Origin of the sequence: Saccharopolyspora elongata (genome assembly GCF_004348985.1) — a bacterium.
GTDB classification, from domain to species: Bacteria; Actinomycetota; Actinomycetes; order Mycobacteriales; family Pseudonocardiaceae; genus Saccharopolyspora; species Saccharopolyspora elongata.
On sequence record NZ_SMKW01000114.1, the window covers coordinates 1 to 21053 of the forward strand.

Below are 21053 nucleotides of genomic sequence, written 5' to 3' on the forward strand. Positions count from 1 at the left end.
AGAGGACGGCATACGAGTTCGCTCAGTGTCTCGGGGGCTCGGAGATGGGTATAAGAGACAGCACCCCCGCCCCAGCGGGGCCGCGCCCCGTCCCGGTGGGGCCGCAATTTCAATGGAAATCGAAGGTCCGATTTCAATGGAAATTGCGGCACCGGGGTCAGGCCGAGGCCTGGCGCGGGCGCACCTCGGCCTGGCCGGGGCAGACCAGGCCGGTCTCGTAGGCCGTGATCACCAGCTGGGTGCGCGAACTGAGGTGCAGCTTCTGCATCACGTGGTAGAGGTGCGACTTGACCGTCAGCTCCGCTAAACCGAGGTTGCGGGCGATCTCGGCGTTCGACCCGCCGCGCGCGACCTCCAGCAGCACGTCCAACTCCCGCTCCGTCAGCACGCTCAGCTCGCTGCGCGCGTCGCGGACGCCCAGCGCCGCGAAGCGCTGCAGGAGCCGCTTGGTGACCCGCGGCGACAGGAGCGCGTCTCCGGCCGCGACCGTGTGCACGGCCTTGACCAACTCCTCCGGCGTGGCGTCCTTGAGCAGGAAACCGCTGGCTCCGGCGCGCAGTGCGGCGTAGACGTACTCGTCGAGGTCGTGGACCGTGAGCATGATCACCGAGGTCTCGCCGCCGGTCTCCGCGATGATGTCGCCGGCCGCCGCGATGCCGTCCTTGCCGGGCATCCGCACGTCCATGAGCACCACGTCGGGCCGTCGGCGGCGCACCGCCGCCAACGCCGCATCGCCGTCGGCCGCCTCGGCCAGGACCCGCAGGCCCGGCTCGTTGGACAACAGGGCAACCAGTCCCGCGCGGATCATCGCTTGGTCATCGGCTACCAGGACAGTCGTGTCCGCAGTTTCCACGCCGGGCCTCCTCGGTCCGGACCGCCTGCATTCCGACTCAGGCCAGGTCCGAATTTTCCGGGCACGGTAGCACGGCTTCAAGGTGAAATCCGTTCAAAACCGGATGTGCGGTCAAGGTTCCGCCCAGCAGCGCAACGCGTTCCCGCAGGCCGATCAGCCCATGTCCCGACTGTTGGGAGACAGGCCTGCCATCCACCGCGTCGATCCCGCTGACTCTGTTGGTCACCTCGATCCGCAGCGCATCGGGCCCGTAGTCCAGCAACACCCGCGCCCGGCCGGCCCCGGCGTGCTTGAGCACGTTCGTCATCGCTTCCTGCACAATCCGGTACGCGGTCATCTCCACACCGGAGCCGAGCTCGCGGACCTTGCCGCGCCGGTCCAGCGTCCACACCACGTTCCCGCCGCGGACCGACTCGACCAGCGCGTCCACCCCGTCCAGGCTGGGCGTCGGCTGCCAGTCCATCGGGTCCTGACCGGCCGGGTTGCGATCGCGCAGCACGTTGAGCAGGTTGCGCATCTCCCCCAGCGCGCCGCGCGAGGTCTGTTCGAGCTCCTGCAGGGTCTGCCGGGCGTGATCCGGATCGCGGTCGATCAGCGCGCGAGCGACGCCCGCGCGCAGCGCGACCACGGACAGGTTGTGCGACACGATGTCGTGGAACTCGCGGGCTATGCGGGCCCGTTCGACGACCGCGGCGTCGGCCGCGAGCTGATCGCGCGCCTCGTCCAGCAGCGCCATGGTCTGCTCCAGCTGCGCCGCCCGCCGACGGCCGATCCGCACCGCCCGGGCCCAGCCGACCACCATCACGAGGTTCACCACCGCGCCGGAGATCCGCAGCAGCCCCTCCACCGGCGTCAGCTCGTAGACGACGAGCTCGCTGACCGGGTAGACCATCGCGATCGTCGCGGCGCCCACCTCGCCGACCACCGAGTTGCGCACGCAGACGGAGTAGACCGCAACCAGGATCACCAGGTTCAGCCCGCCGATGTTCAGCTGCAGCAAGGTGAGCCCGACGGCGACCGCCAGCAACGCGAACAGCACCAGCCACGGCGCCCGCCGGCGCAGCAGCAGCAGGCTGGTGGCGGGCACGCTCACCAGCAGCGGCCACCACCAGTCCATCCACGGTGGATGGTCGCCAATGGTCAGGTCGAAGCCGTGCAGCACCGAAAGCACCAGCACGAAGGCGAGATCGCCGAGCATGGCGCGATGCGCGGTGGCCCAGGCCGGCACGCCGGTCCGCCGCTCGACGACCGCGGCGCGGCCAATTGCGTGATCGACCAATCGAACCTGCCTCGAGACCGTTCCTGAAGCCGTCAGCGCGTCGGCGCGGGCTCCTCGTGAGCGGGAATTCCGGTTCTTACCGGAACGAACACTCACGAGAGCCAAGATCGTGTCGCACCGCACCGACGCGCTTCATCCGGCGAAAGTCGTAGCGGCGAACCTACCGTTCGCCGCCGCCGACCTACCTGGAACGGTCAGTACCCGCGCGCGACCCACTCGTCGAACTGCGGCCGGACCGCGCCGATCGTGCTGCTCTCCCCGTGTCCGGTCCGGACCTCGGTGTCGTCGGGCAGCGGCAGCAGCCGGTCCCGGATCGACGCCACGACGACGTCGAAGTCCGAATAGGACCGCCCGGTCGCCCCGGGCCCGCCGGCGAACAGCGTGTCGCCCGTGAACACCACGCCGAGTTCGGGCGAGTAGAGGCAGACCGCGCCCGGCGCGTGGCCGGGCGTGTGCAGCACCCGCAGGCTCGCGCCGCCGACCTCGATCACCTGGCCGTCGGCGAGCTCCCGGTCCGGCTCGCGGTCCGGGTGCACCAGGTTCCACAGCACCATGTCGTCGGGGTGCAGGAAGATCGGCGCGCCGACCGCGTCGGCCAGCTCCGGAGCCCTGCGCACGTGGTCGTCGTGGGCGTGCGTGCACACCACGCCCAGCACGCGGCGGTCGCCGACGAGCCGGCGGATCGCCTCGACGTCGTGCGGCGCGTCGATGATCACGCACTCGCGGTCGTCGCCGACCACCCACGCGTTGTTCTCGACGTCGAAGGTCTGGCCGTCCAGCGAGAACGTGCCGGACGTGGTCGTGTGGTCGATGCGCGGCGTCATCCGAAGGTCACCACCGAACGCAGCACCTCGCCGCGGTGCATCTTCTCGAACGCCTGCTCCACCTGGTCCAGCGCGATCTCCTCGCTGACGAACTTCTCCAGCGGCAACCGGCCCTGCAGGTAGAGCTCGATCAGCATCGGGAAGTCGCGTTCCGGCAGGCAGTCGCCGTACCAGCTGGACTTCACCGCGCCGCCGCGGCCGAACACGTCCAGCAGCGGCAGCTCCAGCTTCATCTCCGGCGTCGGCACGCCGACCAGCACCACGGTGCCGGCCAGGTCGCGCGCGTAGAAGGCCTGCTGGAAGGTCTCCGGGCGGCCGACCGCGTCGATCACCAGGTCGGCGCCGAAACCGCCGGTGAGCTCCCGGATCGCCTCGACGGCATCGGTCTCGGCGGCGTCGACGGTGTGCGTGGCACCGAACTGCCGCGCCCACTCCAGCTTCTTCGGGTCCCGGTCCACCGCGATGATCCGCCGCGCGCCGACCATGCTCGCCCCGGCGATCGCGCCGTCGCCGACGCCACCGCAGCCCAGCACCGCGACGGTGTCCCCCGGCCCGGCGCCGCCGGTGTTGACCGCGGCCCCGATCCCGGCCATCACGCCGCAGCCCAGCAGCCCGGCCACCGCCGGGCGCGCCGCGGGATCGACCTTGGTGCACTGCCCGGCGTGCACCAGCGTCTTCTCCGCGAAGGCCCCGATGCCCAGCGCCGGCGACAGCGGCGTGCCGTCGGTCAGCGTCATCGGCTGCGCGGCGTTGTGGGTGGCGAAGCAGTACTGCGGCCGGCCCCGCTTGCAGGCCCGGCACACCCCGCACACCGCGCGCCAGTTGAGGATCACGAAGTCGCCGGGCTGCACGTCGCGCACGCCCTCGCCGACCGCTTCGACGATGCCCGCCGCCTCGTGCCCGAGCAGGAACGGAAACTCATCGCTGATACCGCCCTCGCGGTAGTGCAGGTCCGTGTGGCACACCCCGCACGCCTGCACCCGCACCACGGCCTCGCCGGGTCCCGGATCCGGAACGCGGATGGTCACCACCTCGACCGGTGCGCCTTTCCCGGTCGCCACCACCGCGCGGACGTCGTCGGCCACGAGCACCTCCAGCAAATCGTCGTTTCGGCCACCATCGTCGTACGCGCGCTCGACCGTCAGCAAGAGCGACACCGGATCGATCTCGAACACCCTGTGTTACTGATTGACTACTGTACGATTCCAGTACGCGGGGGGAGGACGATCATGACCGACATGCGCATTCCGCCGGTCCGGGAAATGGACATCGCCCGGCCCTGCGCAGCCCGGATCTACGACGCCTTCCTCGGCGGCAGCCACAACCTCGGCTGCGAGCGGGCATTCATGGAAGACCTGGAGCGGGCGCTGCCGCACATCGGCGAGTCGTACCGGGAGAACCGGGCGTTCGTCCGGCGTTCCGTGGAATACCTGCTCGCGCACGGCGTCCGCCAGTTCATCGACCTCGGCTCGGGCATCCCCACCATCGGCCACGTGCACGAGGTGGCCCGGCGCCGGACCCGCGACTTCCGGGTGCTGTACGTGGACAACGAGCCGCTCACCGTCGCGCACAGCAAGCCGCTGCTGGCCGGCGAGCCGCGCGCCGAGATCATCCGGGTGGACTGCCGGAACCCGCAGGCGGTCCTGGATTCCCCGGAAGCCGCCGAGCTGCTCGACCTGGACCAGCCGGTGGCGCTGCTGATGGCGGCGGTGCTGCACTTCGTCCCCGACTCCGACGACCCGGTCGCGCTGGTCGAGGCCTACCGGGACGCGCTGGTTCCCGGCAGCCACCTGGTGGTCTCGCACCTGACCGGCAGCCACGACCCGGACGAGATGCGCATCCTGGCGAGCCGCTACGAGCAGACGACGGACCCGCTGCACCCGCGCGAAGTGGAGTGGATCGAGAAGCAGTTCGGCGACTTCGAGGTCGTCCCGCCGGGAACGATGTACCTGTCGGACTGGCGCCCGGAACCCGGCCGGACCTCGGCGAAGCGCCCCTACCGCCTGCTCTACGGCGGAGTCGCCCGGAAGCACTGACGCCGGAGCACCCGGAGGGGTTTCCGATTTTGCCTAAAATTGGGGAACTCCGGTATCCGGCGGTTCCGGGTGGTTTCCGACTTTGCCTAAAATTGGAACCGGCTCAGCGGCGGATGAACAGCAGCAGGACGCCCGCGAGGATCGCCGCGATTCCCGCCGCCAGCCAGGCCCCCGCCAGGCCCGCCTGCTCCGCCAGGACTCCGAAGAGCAGCGGCCCGAGGCTGCCGCCGAGGTAGATGCCGGTCTGGGTGAACGAGGTGGCGCTGGCGACCCGGTTCGGGGCGATCTTGGCGACCGCGAAGTTCAGCAGCCCGGGCCAGGCCCAGCCCGCGCCGAAGCCGATGGACACGCCGATCAGGAACGCCACCGGCGAGTTCACCGCCATCAGCCCGAAGCCGATCGAACCGATCAGCAGCATCGCGGTGATCATCCGCACCAGGTTCGGGTTCTTGCGGTCCGCGATGACCCCCGCGCACAACCGGATCGTCAGCCCGGTCGCCGATCCCAGCGACAGCACCAATCCCGCCGCGGACGGGCTGAACCCGACCTCGACGGCGGTGGTGGTGACGAACGCGCCGAGCGCGTTGGCCGCCGCCGAACCGAGGCCGCCGGAGATCGCCAGCAACAGCAGCGCGCCGCGGCCCGCGTCGCGCCCGCCGGAATCGGCACTGCGCGCGACGGACCGCTCGGCGTCCGGCAGCCGCGGCACCGCGACGGCGGCGACCAGGCCGACCACACCGGCGATCACGAACACCCACCGCCAGCCGACGGTCAGCGCCACGGCGGGCACCGCGACCCCGGCCAGCAGCGTCGCGGCCGGGATGGAGGACTGCTTGACGCCGAAGCCCATGCCCCGGCGGTTGGCCGGGATGCCTTGCGCGATGAGCAGGTTGGAGGCCGGTTGGGCCAGGGAGTTCGGCAGTCCGGCCACCCACAGCAAGCCCAGCAGCCAGGGCACACCGGGCGCCAGGGCCAGTCCGAACAGGCAGACCGAGCTGCCGAGCGCACCCAACCGCATGCCCTTTCGGGCACCGATCCGCTCGACGACCCACCCCATCGTCCGGGACGACAGCGACGCGACGCCGAAGAAGCCGGCCGCGCCCACGCCCAGCAGCGCCGCGCCGAACCCGAAGTCCTGCTGCAGCTGCACGCCCATGCCGCCGACGAGGAACACCGGGAACACCCCGACCGTCACGACCGCGGCCACGGATGACAGCACCCGCGGGATCCCGATGGTCCGCGGAGCCTGCTCGGCGACGGCCACTGCGGGCATGCGTCCTCCTCGCGGCACGTTGCGGTGCGGTGGTCTTACCAGCGTGCGAAGCCACCGGATTTTTAGCAACGCTAACGTGACGCACGCCTCCCTGACCGTCTGGTTGACGCGCCCCGGACGAGGCGCAAAGGTCGACAGCGTGGGTCGACAACAGGAAGACAGCGTGGTCGTGGCGCCCGGTTCCCGGCTGCCCGCGCCGGAGGTCCCCGACCTGGTGCTGCTGGACGCGGTGGAGCTGTCCTGGCTGATCCGCCGCCGGGAGATCACCTGCGTCGAGGTGATGGAGACCTACCTCCGGCACATCGACCGGCTCAACCCGGCGGTGAACGCGATCGTGTCGCGCGCCGACGAGGCCGAGCTCGTCGAGCAGGCGCAGCAGCGCGACCAGGAACTCGACCGCGGCGACCCCACCGGCTGGATGCACGGCTTCCCGATCGCGGTGAAGGACCTCTCCCACGCGAACGGGTTCCCCACCACGATGGGCTCGCCGATCTTCGCCGACCAGGTCGCGACGACCGACGACCTGCACGTGCGGCGGATGCGGGAGGCCGGCGCGATCGTCGTCGGCAAGACCAACGTCCCCGAGTTCGGCCTCGGCTCGCACACCTTCAACCCGGTGTTCGACACCACGCTCAACGCCTACGACACCACGCGCAGCGCGGGCGGCAGCAGCGGCGGCGCCGGTGCCGCGCTGGCCCTGCGGATGCTGCCGGTCGCCGACGGCAGCGACTTCATGGGATCGCTGCGCAACCCCGCGGCGTGGGGGAACCTCGTGTCGCTGCGCCCAGGCTTCGGCCGCATCCCGAGCGAGGGGTTCCTGAGCGAGCCCGCGGTGGTCGGCCCCATGGGGCGCACGGTGCGGGACATCGCGATGCTGCTGTCCACAATGGCCGGTCCGGACGAGCGCGCGCCGCTGAGCATCGAGCAGGACCCGGAGCTGTTCACCGGGAACCTGGAACACGACTTCGGCGGGGCCCGGATCGGCTGGATCGGCGACTTCGACGGCTACCTGGCCACCGAGCCAGGGCTGCTCGACCTGTGCACGGCGTCCTTCGGCGCCTTCGCCGAGATCGGCTGCGAGGTGGAGCCGGTGTCGCGCCGGCTACCGGTCGAGCAGGCCTGGGAGACCTTCCTGCTGTGGCGGGCGTGGACGGTCGGGCGCAAGAACGCCGAACTGCACGCCGACCCGGCCACCCGGGAGCTGCTCAAGCCAGAGCTGGTCTTCGAGATCGAGGGCTACCGGCGGCTGACGGTCGACGACATCGCACGTGCCCTGACCGGCCGCGACGAGTGGTACGCCGCGGTGGCCGGGCTGTTCGAGGACTACGACTTCCTGCTCGCGCCGAGCGCGCAGGTGTTCCCGTTCGAGGCCGGTCAGCGCTGGCCGCAGCAGATCGGCGACCGGTCGATGGACACCTACCACCGCTGGATGGAGACGGTCGCGCCGTGGACGCTGTCCGGGCTGCCGATCGTCAACCTGCCCGTCGGCTTCAGCGAGTCCGGGCTGCCGATGGGGGTCCAGCTGATCGGCCGGAACCACGCGGAGTGGCCGCTGCTGCAACTGGCGCACGCCTACGAGCAGGCCACCGACTGGACCCACCGCGTCCTACCCCCCATGCTCCGCTGACCCCACGGCCCCGGTGAACCGCAATTTCAATGGAAATCAGACCTCTGATTTCAATGGAAATTGCGGCCCTCCGGCGCGTCGGACCCCGACACGCCGGAGGGTGTGGACAACACACCGCCACGCAAATCGAGGTTGGAAAAACCTCGTTGAAACCGCGGGGAGATCAGCCGCGGAAGGCGGCGAGGCCGGTCAGGGCCTGGCCGATGGTCAGGGCGTGCATCTCGCTGGTTCCCTCGTAAGTCAGCACCGATTCCAGGTTCGTCATGTGCCGGATCACCGGGTACTCCAGCGAAATCCCGTTGGCGCCCAGGATGGTCCGGGCCGTGCGGGCCACCTCCAGCGCACCGCGGACGTTGTCGAGCTTGCCGAAGCTCACCTGCTGCGGGGTCAGCTCGCCGGCGTCCTTGCGCTTGCCGAGGTGCAGCGCCAGCAACCGTCCATTTTGGACGCGCACCGCCATGTCGGCGAGCTTGGCCTGGGTGAGCTGGAAACCGCCGATCGGCCGGCCGAACTGCTCGCGGGTGGTCGCGTAGTCCAGCGCCACCTCCAGGCAGCTGCGCCCGGCGCCGACCGCGCCCCACACGATGCCGTAGCGCGCCTCGTTCAGGCAGGACAGCGGCCCGCGCAGACCGGTGACCTCCGGCAGCACCGCGTCGGCGGGCAGCCGGACGTCGTCGAGAACCAGCTCGCTGGTCACCGACGCCCGCAGCGAAAGCTTGTGCTTGATCTCCGGCGCCGAGAAGCCCGGCGTGTCGGTCGGCACGACGAAGCCGCGCACGCCCTCGTCGGTCTGCGCCCACACCACGGCGACCGAGGCGACCGTACCGTTGGTGATCCACATCTTGCGGCCGTTGAGCACCCAGTCGGAGCCGTCGCGGCGCGCGGCGGTGCGCATCGAGGCCGGGTCGGAGCCGTGGTCGGGCTCGGTCAGGCCGAAGCAGCCGACCGCCTCGCCCGCGGCCATCTGCGGCAGCCAGTGCTGCTTCTGCTCCTCCGAGCCCCACCGCCAGATCGCGAACATCGCGAGCGAGCCCTGCACCGAAACCAGCGAGCGCAGCCCGGAATCGCAGGCCTCCAGCTCCTCGCAGGCGATGCCGTAGTCCACTGCGGACAGTCCGGCGCAGCCGTAGCCCTCCAGGTGCATGCCCAGCACGCCGAGCTTGCCCAGTTCCCGGGCCAGTTCCCGGACCTGCGGGAGTTCGCCGCGCTCGAACCACTCCGCGACGTACGGCTGCACGTGGTCCCGGCACAGCGCGCGCACGCTGTCGCGCATCGCGAGCTGCTCCGGGGTGAATTCGGCGTCGATCCCCAGCGGATCGCGCGGGTCGAACGCGGGACGTTTTCCACCGGCACTCATTGCGGGCTCCTCCTCGAGACGAGCGGGGAAAGCTGTTGTTCGGAATCCTCCAGCCAGGCGAGGACTTCCTCGGTGTGTTCGCCGAGCAGCGGCGGCGCCGCCACCTCGGCGGTGCCGTGGCCGGAGAAGTCGATGGGCGTGCGCACCTGCATCGCCGCGCCGCCACCGGGATCGACCATCGGCCGCAGTCCCAGCGATTCGGCGTAGTGCACGGCCCGCGACAGGTCGTTGACCTGGCCGCACGCGATGCCCACGCCCTGCAGGCGCCGCTGCCAGTCCGCGGCGGTCCGCGCGCCGAGCACGTTCTCCAGCTGCTTCGCCAGTTCCTCGCGGTTGGCCACCCGCTGCGCGTTGGTCGCGAACCTCGGGTCGTCGGGCAGCGCGACCAGGCCCAGCGCATCGCAGAGCTTGCGGAACTGCCCGTCGTTGCCGACCGCGACGGCCAGGAAGGCGTCCTCGCAGCGCAGCGCCTCGTACGGCGCGATGCTCGGGTGCCGGTTGCCCATCCGCTGCGGCGCGACCCCGGTGGTCAGCAGGTTGCTCATCTGGTTCGCCAGCGACGCCAACAGGCTGGACAGCAGGTTCACCTCGACGTGCTGGCCGCGGCCGGTCAGCTCGCGGCGCCGCAGCGCCGCCATGATGCCCAGCGCCGCGTCCTTGCCGGTGAGCACGTCCACCAGCGCCACGCCGACCTTCATCGGCGCGCCGTCGGCCTCGCCGGTGATGCTCATCAGGCCGCCGAGCGCCTGCACCACGAAGTCGTAGCCGGGCAGGTGCGCGCCTTCCTTGCTGCCGAACCCGGAGATCGAGGCGTAGACCAGCCGCGGATTGATGCCGAGCGCGCTCTCGTGGTCCAGGCCGTAGCGGGCCAGCGAGCCCGACTTGAAGTTCTCCACCAGGACGTCGGCGCGGCGGATGAGCCGGCGCGCGGCCTCCTGACCGGCCGGGTCGGCGAGGTCGAGGGCGATGCTGCGCTTGCTCCGGTTGACCGACTCGAAGTAGGCGGAGCTGTGCTCGGTCCAGGGCGGTCCCCACGAACGCGTGTCGTCGCCGCCTTCGGGGCGTTCCACCTTGATCACCGTCGCGCCGAGGTCGGCCAGCAGCATGGTCGCGTACGGCCCGGCCAGCACCCGGCTGAAGTCCGCGACGACCACGCCCTCCAGCGGCAGCGTCTCCATGCACCCACCCTTCCGCCAGGCGGACCAGCGCGATCCGGCGCGGTGGCCCGAACAGCGGCTTGCCTCGCCGCAATATTGGATCCAATATACAGTTGTTCGGGCGGCGGTCAAGACGCCGGAGAACCGCGAAAACCGGAGAGCCGATGCAACGACCACCCACCACCCAGGAGTTCGTCCTCGGCGAGCTCCGCAGGGCCATCGTGTCCGGGGAGCTGGCGCCGGGCCAGCCGATCCGGCAAGACACCATCGCCCAGCGCCTCGGCGTGAGCCGGGTTCCGCTGCGCGAGGCGCTGAAGACGCTGGAGGCCGAGGGCCAGGTGATCTACCAGCCGCACCGGGGGTATTCGGTGGCGGAGCTGTCGCTGAGCGACCTGCTGGAGGTCTACCGGATGCGCGAGCTGCTCGAATCGGAGGCCGCGTCGGTGGCCACCGAGCGGCTCACCGAGGCCGACCTGGCCCGCATCACCGACGCCCAGGTCGACGTCGAGAAGGCCGCTGACAGCGGCGACCTGGTCGCGATGATCGCGGCGAACCGGCGGTTCCACTTCGCGCTGCTGGAGCCCGCCGGAATGCCCCGCCTGCTGCGCGTCGTGCGCACGCTCTGGGACGCCACCGACGCCTACCGCGCGGTGTACTACAACTCCAGCACCAACCGCGAACGCGTCCGCCACGAGCACGATTCGATCGTGGCGGCGGTCGCGGACCGACGGGCCGACGACCTCGTGCGCCTGCTCGACGAGCACCGCAGGCACGCGGTCGACGCGCTGCGCGCCACCATCGCGTCCGAAGTGGACTGATCAAGCCGGAGTTCAGGCCCGGAGCAAGATCTCCGCGGTCCGGCGCGCCTGGCGGACCGCGCCGTCGAAGCCCGCCGAGGCCGCGACCGTCGCGCCCTCGTAGAGCAGCAGGGCGCTGTCGGCGAAGTCCGCCGGATCGGCCAGCTCGGCCGTCGCGGCGAGCTGTTCGAAGTACTCGCGCATCCACCGCTTCTGGCCGATGATCACCGCGCGGGCCGGGCTCTCCGGATCGGGGATCTCCGCCAGGGCGTTGACGAATCCGCAGCCCCGGAAGCCCGCGCCGCCCATCCACGCGTCGAGCGCGTCGAAGACCGCCAGCAGCTCGTCCGCCGGCGTGGCGGCGTGCTCGGCGACCCACCGCTGGAGCCAGGCGCGCCAGCGCTGGTCCCGCTCGACCAGGTACGCCGTGACCAGCTGGTCCTTCGAGCCGAAGCACGCGTACAGGGTCTTCTTCGTGACGCCCGCTTCGGCGGCGATCGCCTCGACGCCGACGGCGTGGATGCCCTGCCGGTAGAACAGCTCGGCCGCCATGTCGAGCACCCGCCGCCCGGCCGGCGTCAGCCTTTCCAACAACTCCACGCCTCGACTATACCGACCGGTGTGTTGACACACCACGACCGTGCATGCCTACCCTGGTAACCACACCGGTCGGTATACCTGCTCTGACCGGCGCCGAGACCCAGAACGGAGTGTTTCCCATGAGGGCAGTGCTGCTCACCGGCTTCGGCGGGCCGGAGAAGCTGGCGTACCGCGAAGACGTGCCCGAGCCGCAGGCCGGACCGGGCGAGGTGCGCATCCGGGTCGCCGCCACGGCGATCAACAACACCGACATCTGGACCCGCGAAGGCGCGTACGGCTCCCCCGACGACCCGGGAGCGAGCGCGGGCTGGCGGCGGGAGCCGCTGGAATTCCCGCGCATCCAGGGCGCCGACGTGGTCGGCCGCATCGACCAGACCGGCGCGGGCGTGCCCCGATCGCGGCTGGGCGAGCGGGTGATCGTCGACCCGATGCTCTACACCGGCGGCGAACGAGAACTGGTCGACACCGCGTACCTGGGCAGCGAGCGCGACGGCGGATTCGCCGAATTCACCACCGTGCCCGCCCAGAACGCCCACCCGATCGACAGCGACCTCGGCGATGCGGAGCTGGCGACCTTCCCCACCGCGTACGCGACGGCGATGCGCATGCTGAACCGGGCGGCCGTCGGCACCGGCGAGACCGTGGTGGTCACCGGTGCCTCCGGCGGGGTCGGCTCGGCGCTGATCCAGCTCGCGACGCTGCGCGGAGCGCGCGTCGTGGCGATCACCAGCGCCGCGAAGCGGGAGCGCGCGCTGCGCCTCGGAGCGCAAGCGACGGTGGACCGGCGCGCCGCCGACCTGGAGGCGGCGGTGCGGGCCGCGGTCGGCCCGGTCGACGTGGTCGCCGACGTGGTGGCCGGGCCGAGCTTCCCCGCGCTGCTGCGGATGCTCGGGCCGCTGGGGCGCTACGTCGTGGCCGGCGGGATCGCCGGTCCGCTGGTGGAGACGGATCTGCGCACGGTCTACCTCCGCCAGCTTCAGCTGATCGGCTCTTCGTTCGGCACCCACGAAGACTTCACCCAGCTCCTGCAGCACATCGCCCGCGGCGAGCTGACGCCGCTGCTGGCCGGGACGTACCCGCTGCACGAACTGCCCGAAGCGCAGGAGGCCTTCGCCGCCAAGGACTTCTTCGGCAAGCTCGTGATCACCCTGGACGGCGCGACATGATCCTGGACCGCGACCTGATCGTCGACGGGGTCCGACTGGCCTACCGGCGAACCGCCGGCAGCACCGGCGAAACGCTCGTGTTCCTGCACGGAACGCCGTCGCATTCCCACATCTGGCGCAACGTGATCCCGCCCGTCGAAGCCGCGGGGCACGGCGTGCTGGCCTACGACCTGCTGGGCTACGGCGCCAGTGAGCGCCCGCCGAACCGCGACACCTCGGTCGAGGCACAGGCGGATCTGCTCGAAGAAGTCCTGGCGCAGCAGGAAATCCGGCGCTGCGCGCTGATCGCCCACGACATCGGCGGCGCGGTGGCGCAGATCTTCGCCACCCGCCGCCCGGACCGCGTCGAACGCCTGGTGCTGATCGACTCGGTGAGCTACGACTCGTGGCCGTCGAGCACCTGGCGGGAGATCATCCGCGACCACCTCGCCGACCACGCCGCCATGCCCCAGGCGGAGTTCGAGGCGATGCTGACCCGCCAGCTGGCGATGACGGTGGTGGACCCGGCCCGGATGACCGGCGAAACCCTGGAGGCCTACCTCGCTCCGCACCGGACACCGATGGGCCGGGCGTCGTTCTTCGAGCATCAGGTCCGCCACTACGACTCGGCGCCGACGCAACGGGTGGCCCCGCTGCTGAAAACCCTTGCGGCACCGACGAAGATCGTGTGGGGAGCCGGGGACCGCTGGCAACCGCTCGCCTATGCGCAACGCCTGGCCGAGGACATCCCGGGCGCGGAGCTGTCGATCATTCCCGGCGCGGGCCACTTCGCCATGGAGGACGACCCGGCCCGGATCACCGAAGAAGTCCTGACCTTCCTGAGCGATTCCTGAGCGCAGCTCGTGGGTGCGAAAACCGGCTGGAACCGGTTTTCGCACTCACGACCGCGCGAGCGGTCACTTCTCGTAGGTGTAGAAGCCCTTGCCGGTCTTCTTGCCCTTGAGGCCGGCGTCGAGCATCCGCTGCAGCAGCGGCGGCGCCGCGTAGGTGGGCTCGGCGTACTCCGCGTACATCGAGTCGGCGATGGCCTTCAGGGTGTCCAGGCCGACCAGGTCGGACAGGCGCAGCGGGCCCATCGGGTGGGCGCAGCCCAGCACCATGCCCTTGTCGATGTCCTCGGCGGTGGCGAAGCCGCCCTCCAGCATCCGGATCGCCGACAGCAGGTACGGCACCAGCAGCGCGTTGACGATGAACCCGGACCGGTCCTTGGCCCGGATGGTCTCCTTGCCCAGCTGCTCACCGGCGAACGCCGTGGCCCGCTCCACCGTGTCCTCGGCGGTCAGCAGCGACGGCACGAGCTCGACGAGGTTCAGCACCGGCACGGGGTTGAAGAAGTGCACGCCGATGACCCGCTGCGGGCGCTTGGTGGCGCCGGCGAGCTTGGCGATCGGGATGGACGAGGTGTTCGACGCCAGGATCGCCTCCGGGTCGGACACCACCTTGTCCAGCTCGGCGAACAGCCCGAGCTTCAGCCCCTCGTCCTCGGCGATCGCCTCGATGACCATGTCCCGGTCTTCGAGGTCGGCGACCGTGGTGGTGAAGTGCAGGCGGGACTGCGCCTCGTCGCGCTCGGCCTCGGTGAGCTTGCCCTTCTCCACCCCGCGGTTGAGCGACTTCCACAGCCTGGACCGGCCGGCGCGCGCGGCCTCGGCGTTGACCTCGCACACGATCACGTCGATGCCGGCTCGGGCGCCGACCTCGGCGATGCCGCCACCCATCTGCCCGCCACCGACGACTCCCAGGCGTTCGATCTTCGTCACCACACCGATCCTTCCGCTTCCGGCTGCGCTGCCGCTGCAGGGCCTTCGTCGGCCAGATCATGCCAAAAACAGCGGTTACCGACCGGTAAACAGTGCGCTAGGCCACGTCGATCACACCGCCGCGCGGGAAGGGTGGGCCGTACGGAGCCGGGCTGGATCCCCCCGGGCCCGGCTCCGCGCGGTCGGACCCCCCGATCCGACCCTGACCCCCTGAAGTTCTTTCAGGTTACAGCACCCTCTGCGCATGAATGCATGCACTCCGGGCATGGGTACGCGCTGGTCACCCCGGCTGGCACACCGGGCAGAAGAGGGTGCTGCGGCCACCGATCCGCAAGCGCCGCAAAGCCGACGAGCACCGCGGACACCTCCGGTCCGGCTCGTCGCGGTGCCCGGTCAGCCACGACGCGCCGTCCGGAACCCGGCCCGCGCGAACCGCCACCCGCAGCATCTCGCGCATCTCGCGGTGCAACCGGCCGAGGTCGCCGTCGCTGAGCTCCGCGGTGGAGCGGTTCGGGTTGATCCTCGCTCGCCAGAGGATCTCGTCGGCGCAGAGGTTGCCAAGCCCGGCGAGCACCGACTGATCCATCAGCGCCGGCTTGAGGCCGCGCCGGGTGCGGGTGAGCCGCGAGCCGAACTCGGCGGCGTCGATGCGCTGCGCGTCCGGGCCGAGGTCGGCCAGCAGACCGTCCACTTCGTCCTGTTCCCGCGCGAGGTGGATGCCGGTCAGCTTCCGCATGTCCCGGTAGCGGAGTTCGCCGGCGGCGAAGTCGAACACGACCCGGTCGTGCGCGTGCAGCTCCTCGTCGTGGGCGCACCACTGGAGGTTCCCGGTCATCCCGAAGTGCACCAGCAAGGTCGGCGGCGCCGCCGAGGCGTTCGCGGCGGGCGCCGTCGGTACCAGCAACCACTTGCCGTGCCGCCGCGGCTCGGCGAAGAACCTGCGCCGCAGCGCGCGCTGGAACGCGTCCGCGCCGATGCCGCGCAACACCTGCGCATCGTGCACGCGCACCTCGCGCACCTGCTTGCCGGTCGCCTGCTCCGCGACCCGGCGAAATCCCGCTACGTCGGGCAATTCGGGCATGCCTCCCGGCTACCCGCCGGCGCGCCGTCCTAGCGGCCGTTTCGGAAAGGCTCCGGACAAGCACGTCCCGAAGGCACCGGCACCAGACGGCCACGCTCACACGTCTCGCACCCCGTTCCCGAACGACCCCTTAGCGGGTTCCGCTCGGCTTGGAGAGAATCCGGGCCATGAACATCCCACCTCTGCGCCGCGTGATGGTCGCGCGCGACCCGGCAGAACAACACCGCGTGGCCACGCCCTTGGAGCTGCTGTTCGACCTGTGCTTCGTCGCGGCCGTCGGCCAGGCCGCCGTGCAGCTGCACCACGGGCTCGCCGAGGGGCACTTCGCCGAGTTCGGCATCGGCTACGCCATGGTGTTCTTCGCGATCTGGTGGGCCTGGATGAACTTCACCTGGTTCGCCTCCGCCTTCGACACCGACGACGCCCTCTACCGCGCGCTGACGCTGCTGCAGATGGGCGGGGTGCTGGTGCTCGCCGCCGGGGTGCCCGGCGCGTTCCACGACTACGACTTCACCATCGTGACCATCGGTTACGTGGTGATGCGCGTGGCGATGGTCGCCCAGTGGCTGCGCGCCGCGCGCGAGCATCCCGACAGCCGCGGTTGCTCGCTGCGGTACGCGGCAGGCATCTCGGTGGTGCAGATCGGCTGGCTCCTGCGGCTCGCGCTGCCGCACCCGTGGGCCGAGGTCGGCTTCGCGGTGCTGGTCCTGGCCGAACTCGCGGTTCCGGCGTTCGCCGAGCGGCGCGCCCGGACACCCTGGCACCCGCACCACATCGCGGAGCGCTACGGGCTGTTCACGATCATCGTGCTCGGCGAGGTGGTGCTGGCCGTGACCGCCGCGATCCAGGAGGACGTCTCCGACGGCGGTTGGTCCCCGGAGCTGCTGGAGGTCGGCATCGGCGGGCTGCTGATGATCTTCGCGATGTGGTGGATCTACTTCAAGCACTCCGCGGTCGAGCAGCTGCGCGACTCGAAGCGCGCCCCGCTGGCCTGGGGATACAGCCACTACCTGGTGTTCTCAGCCGTCGCCGCGGTCGGCGCCGGACTGGAGGTGGCCATCGAGGTCAACGCCCACAAGGCGCACGTGAGCACCGTCGCCGGAGCGTTGACCGTCGCGATCCCGCTGATCGTCTACCTGGTGACGACGGCCGTCCTGCACTCCCGGATGGCCGACGCGGGCGCGCCGGTCTTGGTGCTGACTGCGGTGGGCTGCGCGCTGCTCGTGGTGGTGGCGCTGCTGGCGGACCTGCTCACCATCTCGGGTTCCGTTCTGACGATGGGAATCCTGATGGCCCTGCTGCTCGTCGCCGGGCTTTTCCTGCAGCAGCGCCGGATTTCGGCGCGATGACCGACCGCCGTGGCCCCGTGCGCGCGGAGCCACGGCACGAAGTCACCGCTGCAGAGCGGCCTCGGCGGCTTCGAGATCCTCGACGACGTCCAGGACGCCCCACCGCACCGGCCACGCGAAGCGCCGGTCCACGGTCCAGGCCAGCACCGCGTCGAGGTCGGCATCCTCCGGGCCGATCACCAAGGACGCCGCCGGGCCCACGGCCGGTTTGGCGATGGTGCACCAGGTCGACTCGTCCAGCGGGAACGAATCCTCCTGGAACATGTCGCCGATGAAGTCACCCTCCTCAACGGGGCGCAGTTCCTCGTCGGATTCCTGGCCGAACTCGAAGTCACCGACGACCTCGCCGGTCAGGGCGCGCACGAACCGCAACGTGTACTCCCCCATCACGGCCAGCACCCCGGAGGCGCCCCACAGCACCGCCGTCGTCTCCGCCGGCACGTCGATCGACCGCACGCACGCCGGCTCGTCACCCAGGGACCACACCTCGACCCGTCCGTCGGCCGTCAGGCACGCACCGTGCTCCCCCGACGGATCCCACGCCCAGGGGCGCTCGGGGCCCGCATCGTGCATGCCGATCTTCTTGGTCGTGTCGATGTCGAGATGGAAGCGGCGGCCGTCCTCGTCGTGGACGTCGACGCCGCCGCCGTCCGGCAGCACGATCGCCAGCCGCGCGTCCGCATCGCGCATGCCCCAGTGCAGCATTCCCGGGGTCTGCTCGACTGATTCGCCGACCTGGTTCCCGGTGCGGGCGTCGAGCACGGTCAGCGTGCCGGGCTCACCGCTCGCGACGGCGGCGACCAACCGGTCGTCCGGGCTCCACGCGAGCGGGATGCTGAGGCCGTTCCAGCGGGCATCGCCGATGCGCGCCAGCCAGCGCATCCGCCCGCCCGGCACGTCGACGACGCAGGCCACCGGGCCGTCGTCGCCCAGGAGCCGGGTGCCGTCGCGCGACCACCGCACCTGGCCGAAGAAGAACTCGTAGCGGTCCGGCTCGCCGTCACGGCCGATCTGCGACGGTCCGAGCAGCTGCCTGGCGTCCTCCGGGATCGGCTCGGGGAGCAGTTCGGGCCGCGTGCCTTCGAGGTGGTCGAACTGGTGGGCGTAGACGACCTCGCCCCGGTCCAGCGGCGCGATGCAGCCCATCACCTCGTGACTCGTGCGCATGCTGACGTACGCCCGCCGGCCATCGGGTGCCAACGCGAAGGTCGCGGAGGAGTCGTTGCCGTCCGTCACATCCGCGTAGCCGTGGGGATTGGCGCTCTGCCCGAAGGGATCCCAGACCCCGACCTGGTTGGTGCAGAACCCGACGGCGAGGCGCGTGCCGTCGGCCGACCACTGCACCGTGTCGCGGTCGCCCAGCCAGCCGACGCCGCCGTCGATCACGATCTCGTTGACGGCGCGCCCGGTGCTCTTCTCCCAGATCTGCACCGTGCCCGCTTCCGCGTCTTCGCCCCACCGGCCGGTCGCCAGGTGCCGACCGCACGGGCTGAGCTCGAAGTCCAGCAGCCCGCCGCCGTCCTCGTAGGCGGGATGGGCGTGCGGATGGCGCAGCCGAGCGCCGCGCGCCACCAACTGCTCGGTCGCCAGCCGGTGCGCCTCCGTAACACCGTGCTCGCGTTCGAGCTCGGCCAGTTTTTCGCGCAGCGAAGGCAAATCCCGCTCCGGCGCGAACGCCGTCCAGTCCGCTTCCCGGAGCAGGCCGAGCAATTCCGCCGGGTCGTTCGCCGCCGCCAACGCGTCGTGATCGGCGAAAGTACCGTCGGCCTGCTCGCCTCGGAGCAGCAGCTCGTACAACTCGGCTTCCGGCAGCATCGGCACGCCGACCTTCTGCTCTTCCAGGTCCGGTAAGCGAACCGAGAACACGACTTCCCCGGACAGCACCACATCCGGCGCGGCATCCGGCGCGGCATCCGGCTCGACCACCTGGGCGCCGAGCTCCGCCAACCGCCGCTCCAACTCCTCCCGGGAAACTGGCGCTTCGGTGCCCGACAGGTATACCTTCTTGCCCTTCAAATCCATGATCGACCACAGTAGAGGTGGCCCCCGACGGCCGGTGGCGAATCGGCGCCGGGCTGGCCGTCCGGGTGTGCGGCGGTGCGCATTACCCTGTGGATCCCGATTCCTTCGAGGAGGCGGTATGCGAGAAGGCGACGTGGTGGCGGACTTCGCGCTGACCGACCAGCGCGGCAACGAACGCAAGCTGTCCGACCTGCTGGTCGACGGCCCCGCGGTGCTGTTCTTCTACCCCGCGGCGATGACGACCGGTTGCACGGCGGAGACCTGCCACTTCCGCGACCTGTCAGCGGAGTTCGCCGAGCTCGGCGCCCAGCCGGTCGGGATCAGCACGGATTCGGTCGCGAAGCAGCAGAAGTTCGCCGACGCCCACGGCTTCGGCTTCCCGCTGCTGTCCGACTTCGACGGCGCGGTGGCCCGCCAGTTCGGCGTGAAGCGGCGGTTCGGCCCGATCCCGGTGAAGCGCCACACGTTCGTCATCGACGAGCAGCGGCGGGTGCTCGCGGTGATCCGCAACGAGTTCCGCATGGCCGCGCACGCCGACACCGCGCTGGAAGTGCTCCGGCGGGGTACCTAGGTCGTGGTTTACAAGCGGCGGTAGCCGCTTGCGGTGTGGGACTCAACTCGCACCGCCGCGGGTTCACGGTGCCCACTCCTCTGGAGTTCTCCCAGCGAGGACAGCCCCGACGTGGTGAATTGGTCATTCATGAGTCGGGGATCCCACAGTGAGGGGGCAGCGGTAATTCCCGCAGGGGGCCGCCACCCGCACCGCTACGCAAACCAATTTCGAAACACTCTCTAGGCAGGCCCGGTTCCGCGGGCGAGCGGCGCCCGCCAGCCGTAACGCAGGGCGAGCAGCCTGACGACGATCGCGAGCAGCGCCGCGAGCGAGCTGGTGATCGGCGTCAGCACGCCGGTCACGGCCAGGATCGACACCAGCGCGCTGCCGAGCAGGGCGGGCACCGCGTAGATCTCGCTCTTCGGGTGCAGCAGCGCCGGGATCTCGCCGGCGAGCAGGTCACGGGCCGCGCCGCCGCCGATCGCCGTCGCCGCGCCGAGCGCGATCGCCGCCAGCGGATGCATGCCGTAGTTCAGCGCCTTGATGCTGCCCGCCACGCAGAACACGCCGAGGCCGACCGCGTCGAAGAACATCACGAACCGCCGGATCCGGGCCAGCCTCGGGTGCCAGAAGAACACCACGACCGCGGCGACCAGCGGAGTGGTGAAGTAGGCGACGTTGGTGAACGCCACCGGCGGCACCGCACCGATCACCAGGTCCCGGAACAGCCCGCCGCCCAGCGCGGTCACCTCGGCGAGCACCAAGATGCCGACGGCGTCGAAGCGCTTCCGCACGGCGAGCAGCGCGCCGGAGAGCGCGAAGGCGAAGATCCCGACCAGGTCGAGGATCTCCTGCACCAGCGGATTCACGATCGCGGTATCCACCGCGACATTCTCACCGCCACCGCCGGGGCTCCCCCAACCGGCCGCAGGTTGGCAGCGCATTCGACCGGTTCAGGCGGCCGAACGCGCCCGCGTTCTCAGCGGTTCTTCCGGAATGCGGCGTCAGCCGCATGCGGTGAGGGACTCAGCTCGCACCGCCGCGGGTTCTCAGAGGTCGTCTGGCGAGGACAGCCCCAGCGCCGTGTATTGGACATACATAAGCCGGGGATCCCGGAGTCCAGACGGCGACCGCAATTCCCGCAGGGGGCCGCCACCCGCACCGCCACGCAGAGCGAGTTTCGAAACAGGCTCTATAGCTTGTTGTTTAACCTGTGCGGTTTTGGTGTTGTTGGAGGGTGAGGTCGCGTTTGATGGTCTTGCCGACGTCGTGACGGGTGGCGCGATGCGTGTTGCGGGAACCGGGTGGGCGTCCGGGAC

Annotated in this window: 19 protein-coding genes; 7 read left to right on the forward strand and 12 right to left on the reverse strand. The window is 70.6% G+C overall.

Annotated elements, in window-relative coordinates:
• Window positions 1-157: 157 nt before the first annotated feature.
• From E1288_RS42350 to E1288_RS42365, 4 genes are all read right to left on the reverse strand, one after another.
• Entirely contained in the window at window positions 158-853 is a 696-nt protein-coding gene (locus E1288_RS42350) for a response regulator (protein ID WP_132494405.1), read from the reverse strand.
• Window positions 854-890: 37 nt separating this feature from the next.
• Window positions 891-2132, reverse strand: a complete 1242-nt coding sequence (locus E1288_RS42355; protein WP_235884200.1) for a sensor histidine kinase — start codon at window positions 2130-2132, stop codon at window positions 891-893.
• A 194-nt stretch (window positions 2133-2326) separates the two neighbouring features.
• On the reverse strand, window positions 2327-2956 hold the full coding sequence (locus tag E1288_RS42360; protein WP_132494407.1) for an MBL fold metallo-hydrolase: 630 nt from the start codon (window positions 2954-2956) through the stop codon (window positions 2327-2329).
• Entirely contained in the window at window positions 2953-4041 is a 1089-nt protein-coding gene (locus tag E1288_RS42365; RefSeq protein ID WP_132494430.1) for an S-(hydroxymethyl)mycothiol dehydrogenase, read from the reverse strand. The genes E1288_RS42360 and E1288_RS42365 overlap by 4 nt, the downstream gene beginning before the upstream one ends.
• A 144-nt stretch (window positions 4042-4185) precedes the next feature.
• Between E1288_RS42365 and E1288_RS42370 the strand changes: the two genes are divergently transcribed.
• Window positions 4186-4992 carry an SAM-dependent methyltransferase gene (locus E1288_RS42370; protein ID WP_132494409.1) on the forward strand — a complete coding sequence of 269 codons (807 nt, stop codon included), beginning with the start codon at window positions 4186-4188 and terminating at the stop codon, window positions 4990-4992.
• 103 nt (window positions 4993-5095) lie between these two features.
• Here the strand turns inward: E1288_RS42370 and E1288_RS42375 are convergent, their stop codons facing one another.
• Complete coding sequence (locus tag E1288_RS42375) at window positions 5096-6265, reverse strand: MFS transporter (RefSeq protein WP_207954872.1); 1170 nt, start codon at window positions 6263-6265, stop codon at window positions 5096-5098.
• Window positions 6266-6404: 139 nt separating this feature from the next.
• Between E1288_RS42375 and E1288_RS42380 the strand changes: the two genes are divergently transcribed.
• Window positions 6405-7892, forward strand: coding sequence for an amidase (locus E1288_RS42380; protein WP_235884201.1), 1488 nt, complete (start codon window positions 6405-6407; stop codon window positions 7890-7892).
• Between the two features lie 163 nt (window positions 7893-8055).
• Here E1288_RS42380 and E1288_RS42385 read toward each other — a convergent pair whose 3' ends face one another.
• A complete protein-coding gene (locus tag E1288_RS42385; RefSeq protein ID WP_132494411.1) occupies window positions 8056-9249 on the reverse strand; it encodes an acyl-CoA dehydrogenase family protein in 1194 nt (397 codons plus the stop codon).
• On the reverse strand, window positions 9246-10427 hold the full coding sequence (locus E1288_RS42390) for a CaiB/BaiF CoA transferase family protein (protein WP_132494413.1): 1182 nt from the start codon (window positions 10425-10427) through the stop codon (window positions 9246-9248). Before E1288_RS42390 ends, E1288_RS42385 begins: the two co-directional genes overlap by 4 nt.
• A gap of 143 nt (window positions 10428-10570) precedes the next feature.
• Here E1288_RS42390 and E1288_RS42395 point away from each other — a divergent pair, with 143 nt between their 5' ends.
• Window positions 10571-11224 (forward strand): GntR family transcriptional regulator, encoded by a 654-nt coding sequence (locus E1288_RS42395; RefSeq protein WP_132494415.1) that lies wholly within the window; start codon window positions 10571-10573, stop codon window positions 11222-11224.
• A gap of 12 nt (window positions 11225-11236) precedes the next feature.
• Here the strand turns inward: E1288_RS42395 and E1288_RS42400 are convergent, their stop codons facing one another.
• The gene (locus tag E1288_RS42400; RefSeq protein WP_235884202.1) at window positions 11237-11797 is read right to left on the reverse strand and encodes a TetR/AcrR family transcriptional regulator; all 561 of its coding nucleotides are present in this window, start codon (window positions 11795-11797) and stop codon (window positions 11237-11239) included.
• Window positions 11798-11922: 125 nt separating this feature from the next.
• Here E1288_RS42400 and E1288_RS42405 point away from each other — a divergent pair, with 125 nt between their 5' ends.
• Both E1288_RS42405 and E1288_RS42410 read left to right on the forward strand, forming a co-directional pair.
• A complete protein-coding gene (locus E1288_RS42405) occupies window positions 11923-12969 on the forward strand; it encodes an alcohol dehydrogenase family protein (protein ID WP_132494417.1) in 1047 nt (348 codons plus the stop codon).
• Window positions 12966-13802, forward strand: a complete 837-nt coding sequence (locus E1288_RS42410; RefSeq protein ID WP_165968559.1) for an alpha/beta fold hydrolase — start codon at window positions 12966-12968, stop codon at window positions 13800-13802. Before E1288_RS42405 ends, E1288_RS42410 begins: the two co-directional genes overlap by 4 nt.
• Before the next feature lie 63 nt (window positions 13803-13865).
• Here the strand turns inward: E1288_RS42410 and E1288_RS42415 are convergent, their stop codons facing one another.
• Together E1288_RS42415 and E1288_RS42420 are read right to left on the reverse strand one after the other, a co-directional pair.
• Window positions 13866-14729: a 3-hydroxybutyryl-CoA dehydrogenase gene (locus tag E1288_RS42415; RefSeq protein WP_132494418.1), complete on the reverse strand. Its 864-nt coding sequence runs from the start codon at window positions 14727-14729 to the stop codon at window positions 13866-13868.
• A gap of 280 nt (window positions 14730-15009) precedes the next feature.
• Window positions 15010-15810: an Fpg/Nei family DNA glycosylase gene (locus E1288_RS42420; protein WP_132494420.1), complete on the reverse strand. Its 801-nt coding sequence runs from the start codon at window positions 15808-15810 to the stop codon at window positions 15010-15012.
• Window positions 15811-15977: 167 nt separating this feature from the next.
• Here E1288_RS42420 and E1288_RS42425 point away from each other — a divergent pair, with 167 nt between their 5' ends.
• Complete coding sequence (locus tag E1288_RS42425; protein WP_165968560.1) at window positions 15978-17159, forward strand: low temperature requirement protein A; 1182 nt, start codon at window positions 15978-15980, stop codon at window positions 17157-17159.
• 42 nt (window positions 17160-17201) lie between these two features.
• Here the strand turns inward: E1288_RS42425 and E1288_RS42430 are convergent, their stop codons facing one another.
• Window positions 17202-19181: a hypothetical protein gene (locus E1288_RS42430; RefSeq protein WP_132494422.1), complete on the reverse strand. Its 1980-nt coding sequence runs from the start codon at window positions 19179-19181 to the stop codon at window positions 17202-17204.
• A gap of 118 nt (window positions 19182-19299) precedes the next feature.
• Between E1288_RS42430 and E1288_RS42435 the strand changes: the two genes are divergently transcribed.
• Window positions 19300-19752, forward strand: a complete 453-nt coding sequence (locus E1288_RS42435) for a peroxiredoxin (protein ID WP_132494424.1) — start codon at window positions 19300-19302, stop codon at window positions 19750-19752.
• 221 nt (window positions 19753-19973) lie between these two features.
• On the opposite strand, the gene E1288_RS42440 is transcribed toward E1288_RS42435, so the two are convergent.
• Window positions 19974-20618 carry a trimeric intracellular cation channel family protein gene (locus tag E1288_RS42440; protein ID WP_132494426.1) on the reverse strand — a complete coding sequence of 215 codons (645 nt, stop codon included), beginning with the start codon at window positions 20616-20618 and terminating at the stop codon, window positions 19974-19976.
• Between the last annotated feature and the right edge of the window lie 435 nt (window positions 20619-21053).

Coding starts and splice junctions, on each gene's coding strand:
- E1288_RS42360 (WP_132494407.1), bottom strand. CDS start 2,956: ATGACGCCGCGCATCGACCACACGACCACGTCCGGCACGTTCTCGCTG.
- E1288_RS42370 (WP_132494409.1), top strand. CDS start 4,186: ATGACCGACATGCGCATTCCGCCGGTCCGGGAAATGGACATCGCCCGG.
- E1288_RS42375 (WP_207954872.1), bottom strand. CDS start 6,265: ATGCCCGCAGTGGCCGTCGCCGAGCAGGCTCCGCGGACCATCGGGATC.
- E1288_RS42385 (WP_132494411.1), bottom strand. CDS start 9,249: ATGAGTGCCGGTGGAAAACGTCCCGCGTTCGACCCGCGCGATCCGCTG.
- E1288_RS42390 (WP_132494413.1), bottom strand. CDS start 10,427: ATGGAGACGCTGCCGCTGGAGGGCGTGGTCGTCGCGGACTTCAGCCGG.
- E1288_RS42395 (WP_132494415.1), top strand. CDS start 10,571: ATGCAACGACCACCCACCACCCAGGAGTTCGTCCTCGGCGAGCTCCGC.
- E1288_RS42405 (WP_132494417.1), top strand. CDS start 11,923: ATGAGGGCAGTGCTGCTCACCGGCTTCGGCGGGCCGGAGAAGCTGGCG.
- E1288_RS42410 (WP_165968559.1), top strand. CDS start 12,966: ATGATCCTGGACCGCGACCTGATCGTCGACGGGGTCCGACTGGCCTAC.
- E1288_RS42420 (WP_132494420.1), bottom strand. CDS start 15,810: ATGCCCGAATTGCCCGACGTAGCGGGATTTCGCCGGGTCGCGGAGCAG.
- E1288_RS42425 (WP_165968560.1), top strand. CDS start 15,978: ATGAACATCCCACCTCTGCGCCGCGTGATGGTCGCGCGCGACCCGGCA.
- E1288_RS42430 (WP_132494422.1), bottom strand. CDS start 19,181: ATGGATTTGAAGGGCAAGAAGGTATACCTGTCGGGCACCGAAGCGCCA.
- E1288_RS42435 (WP_132494424.1), top strand. CDS start 19,300: ATGCGAGAAGGCGACGTGGTGGCGGACTTCGCGCTGACCGACCAGCGC.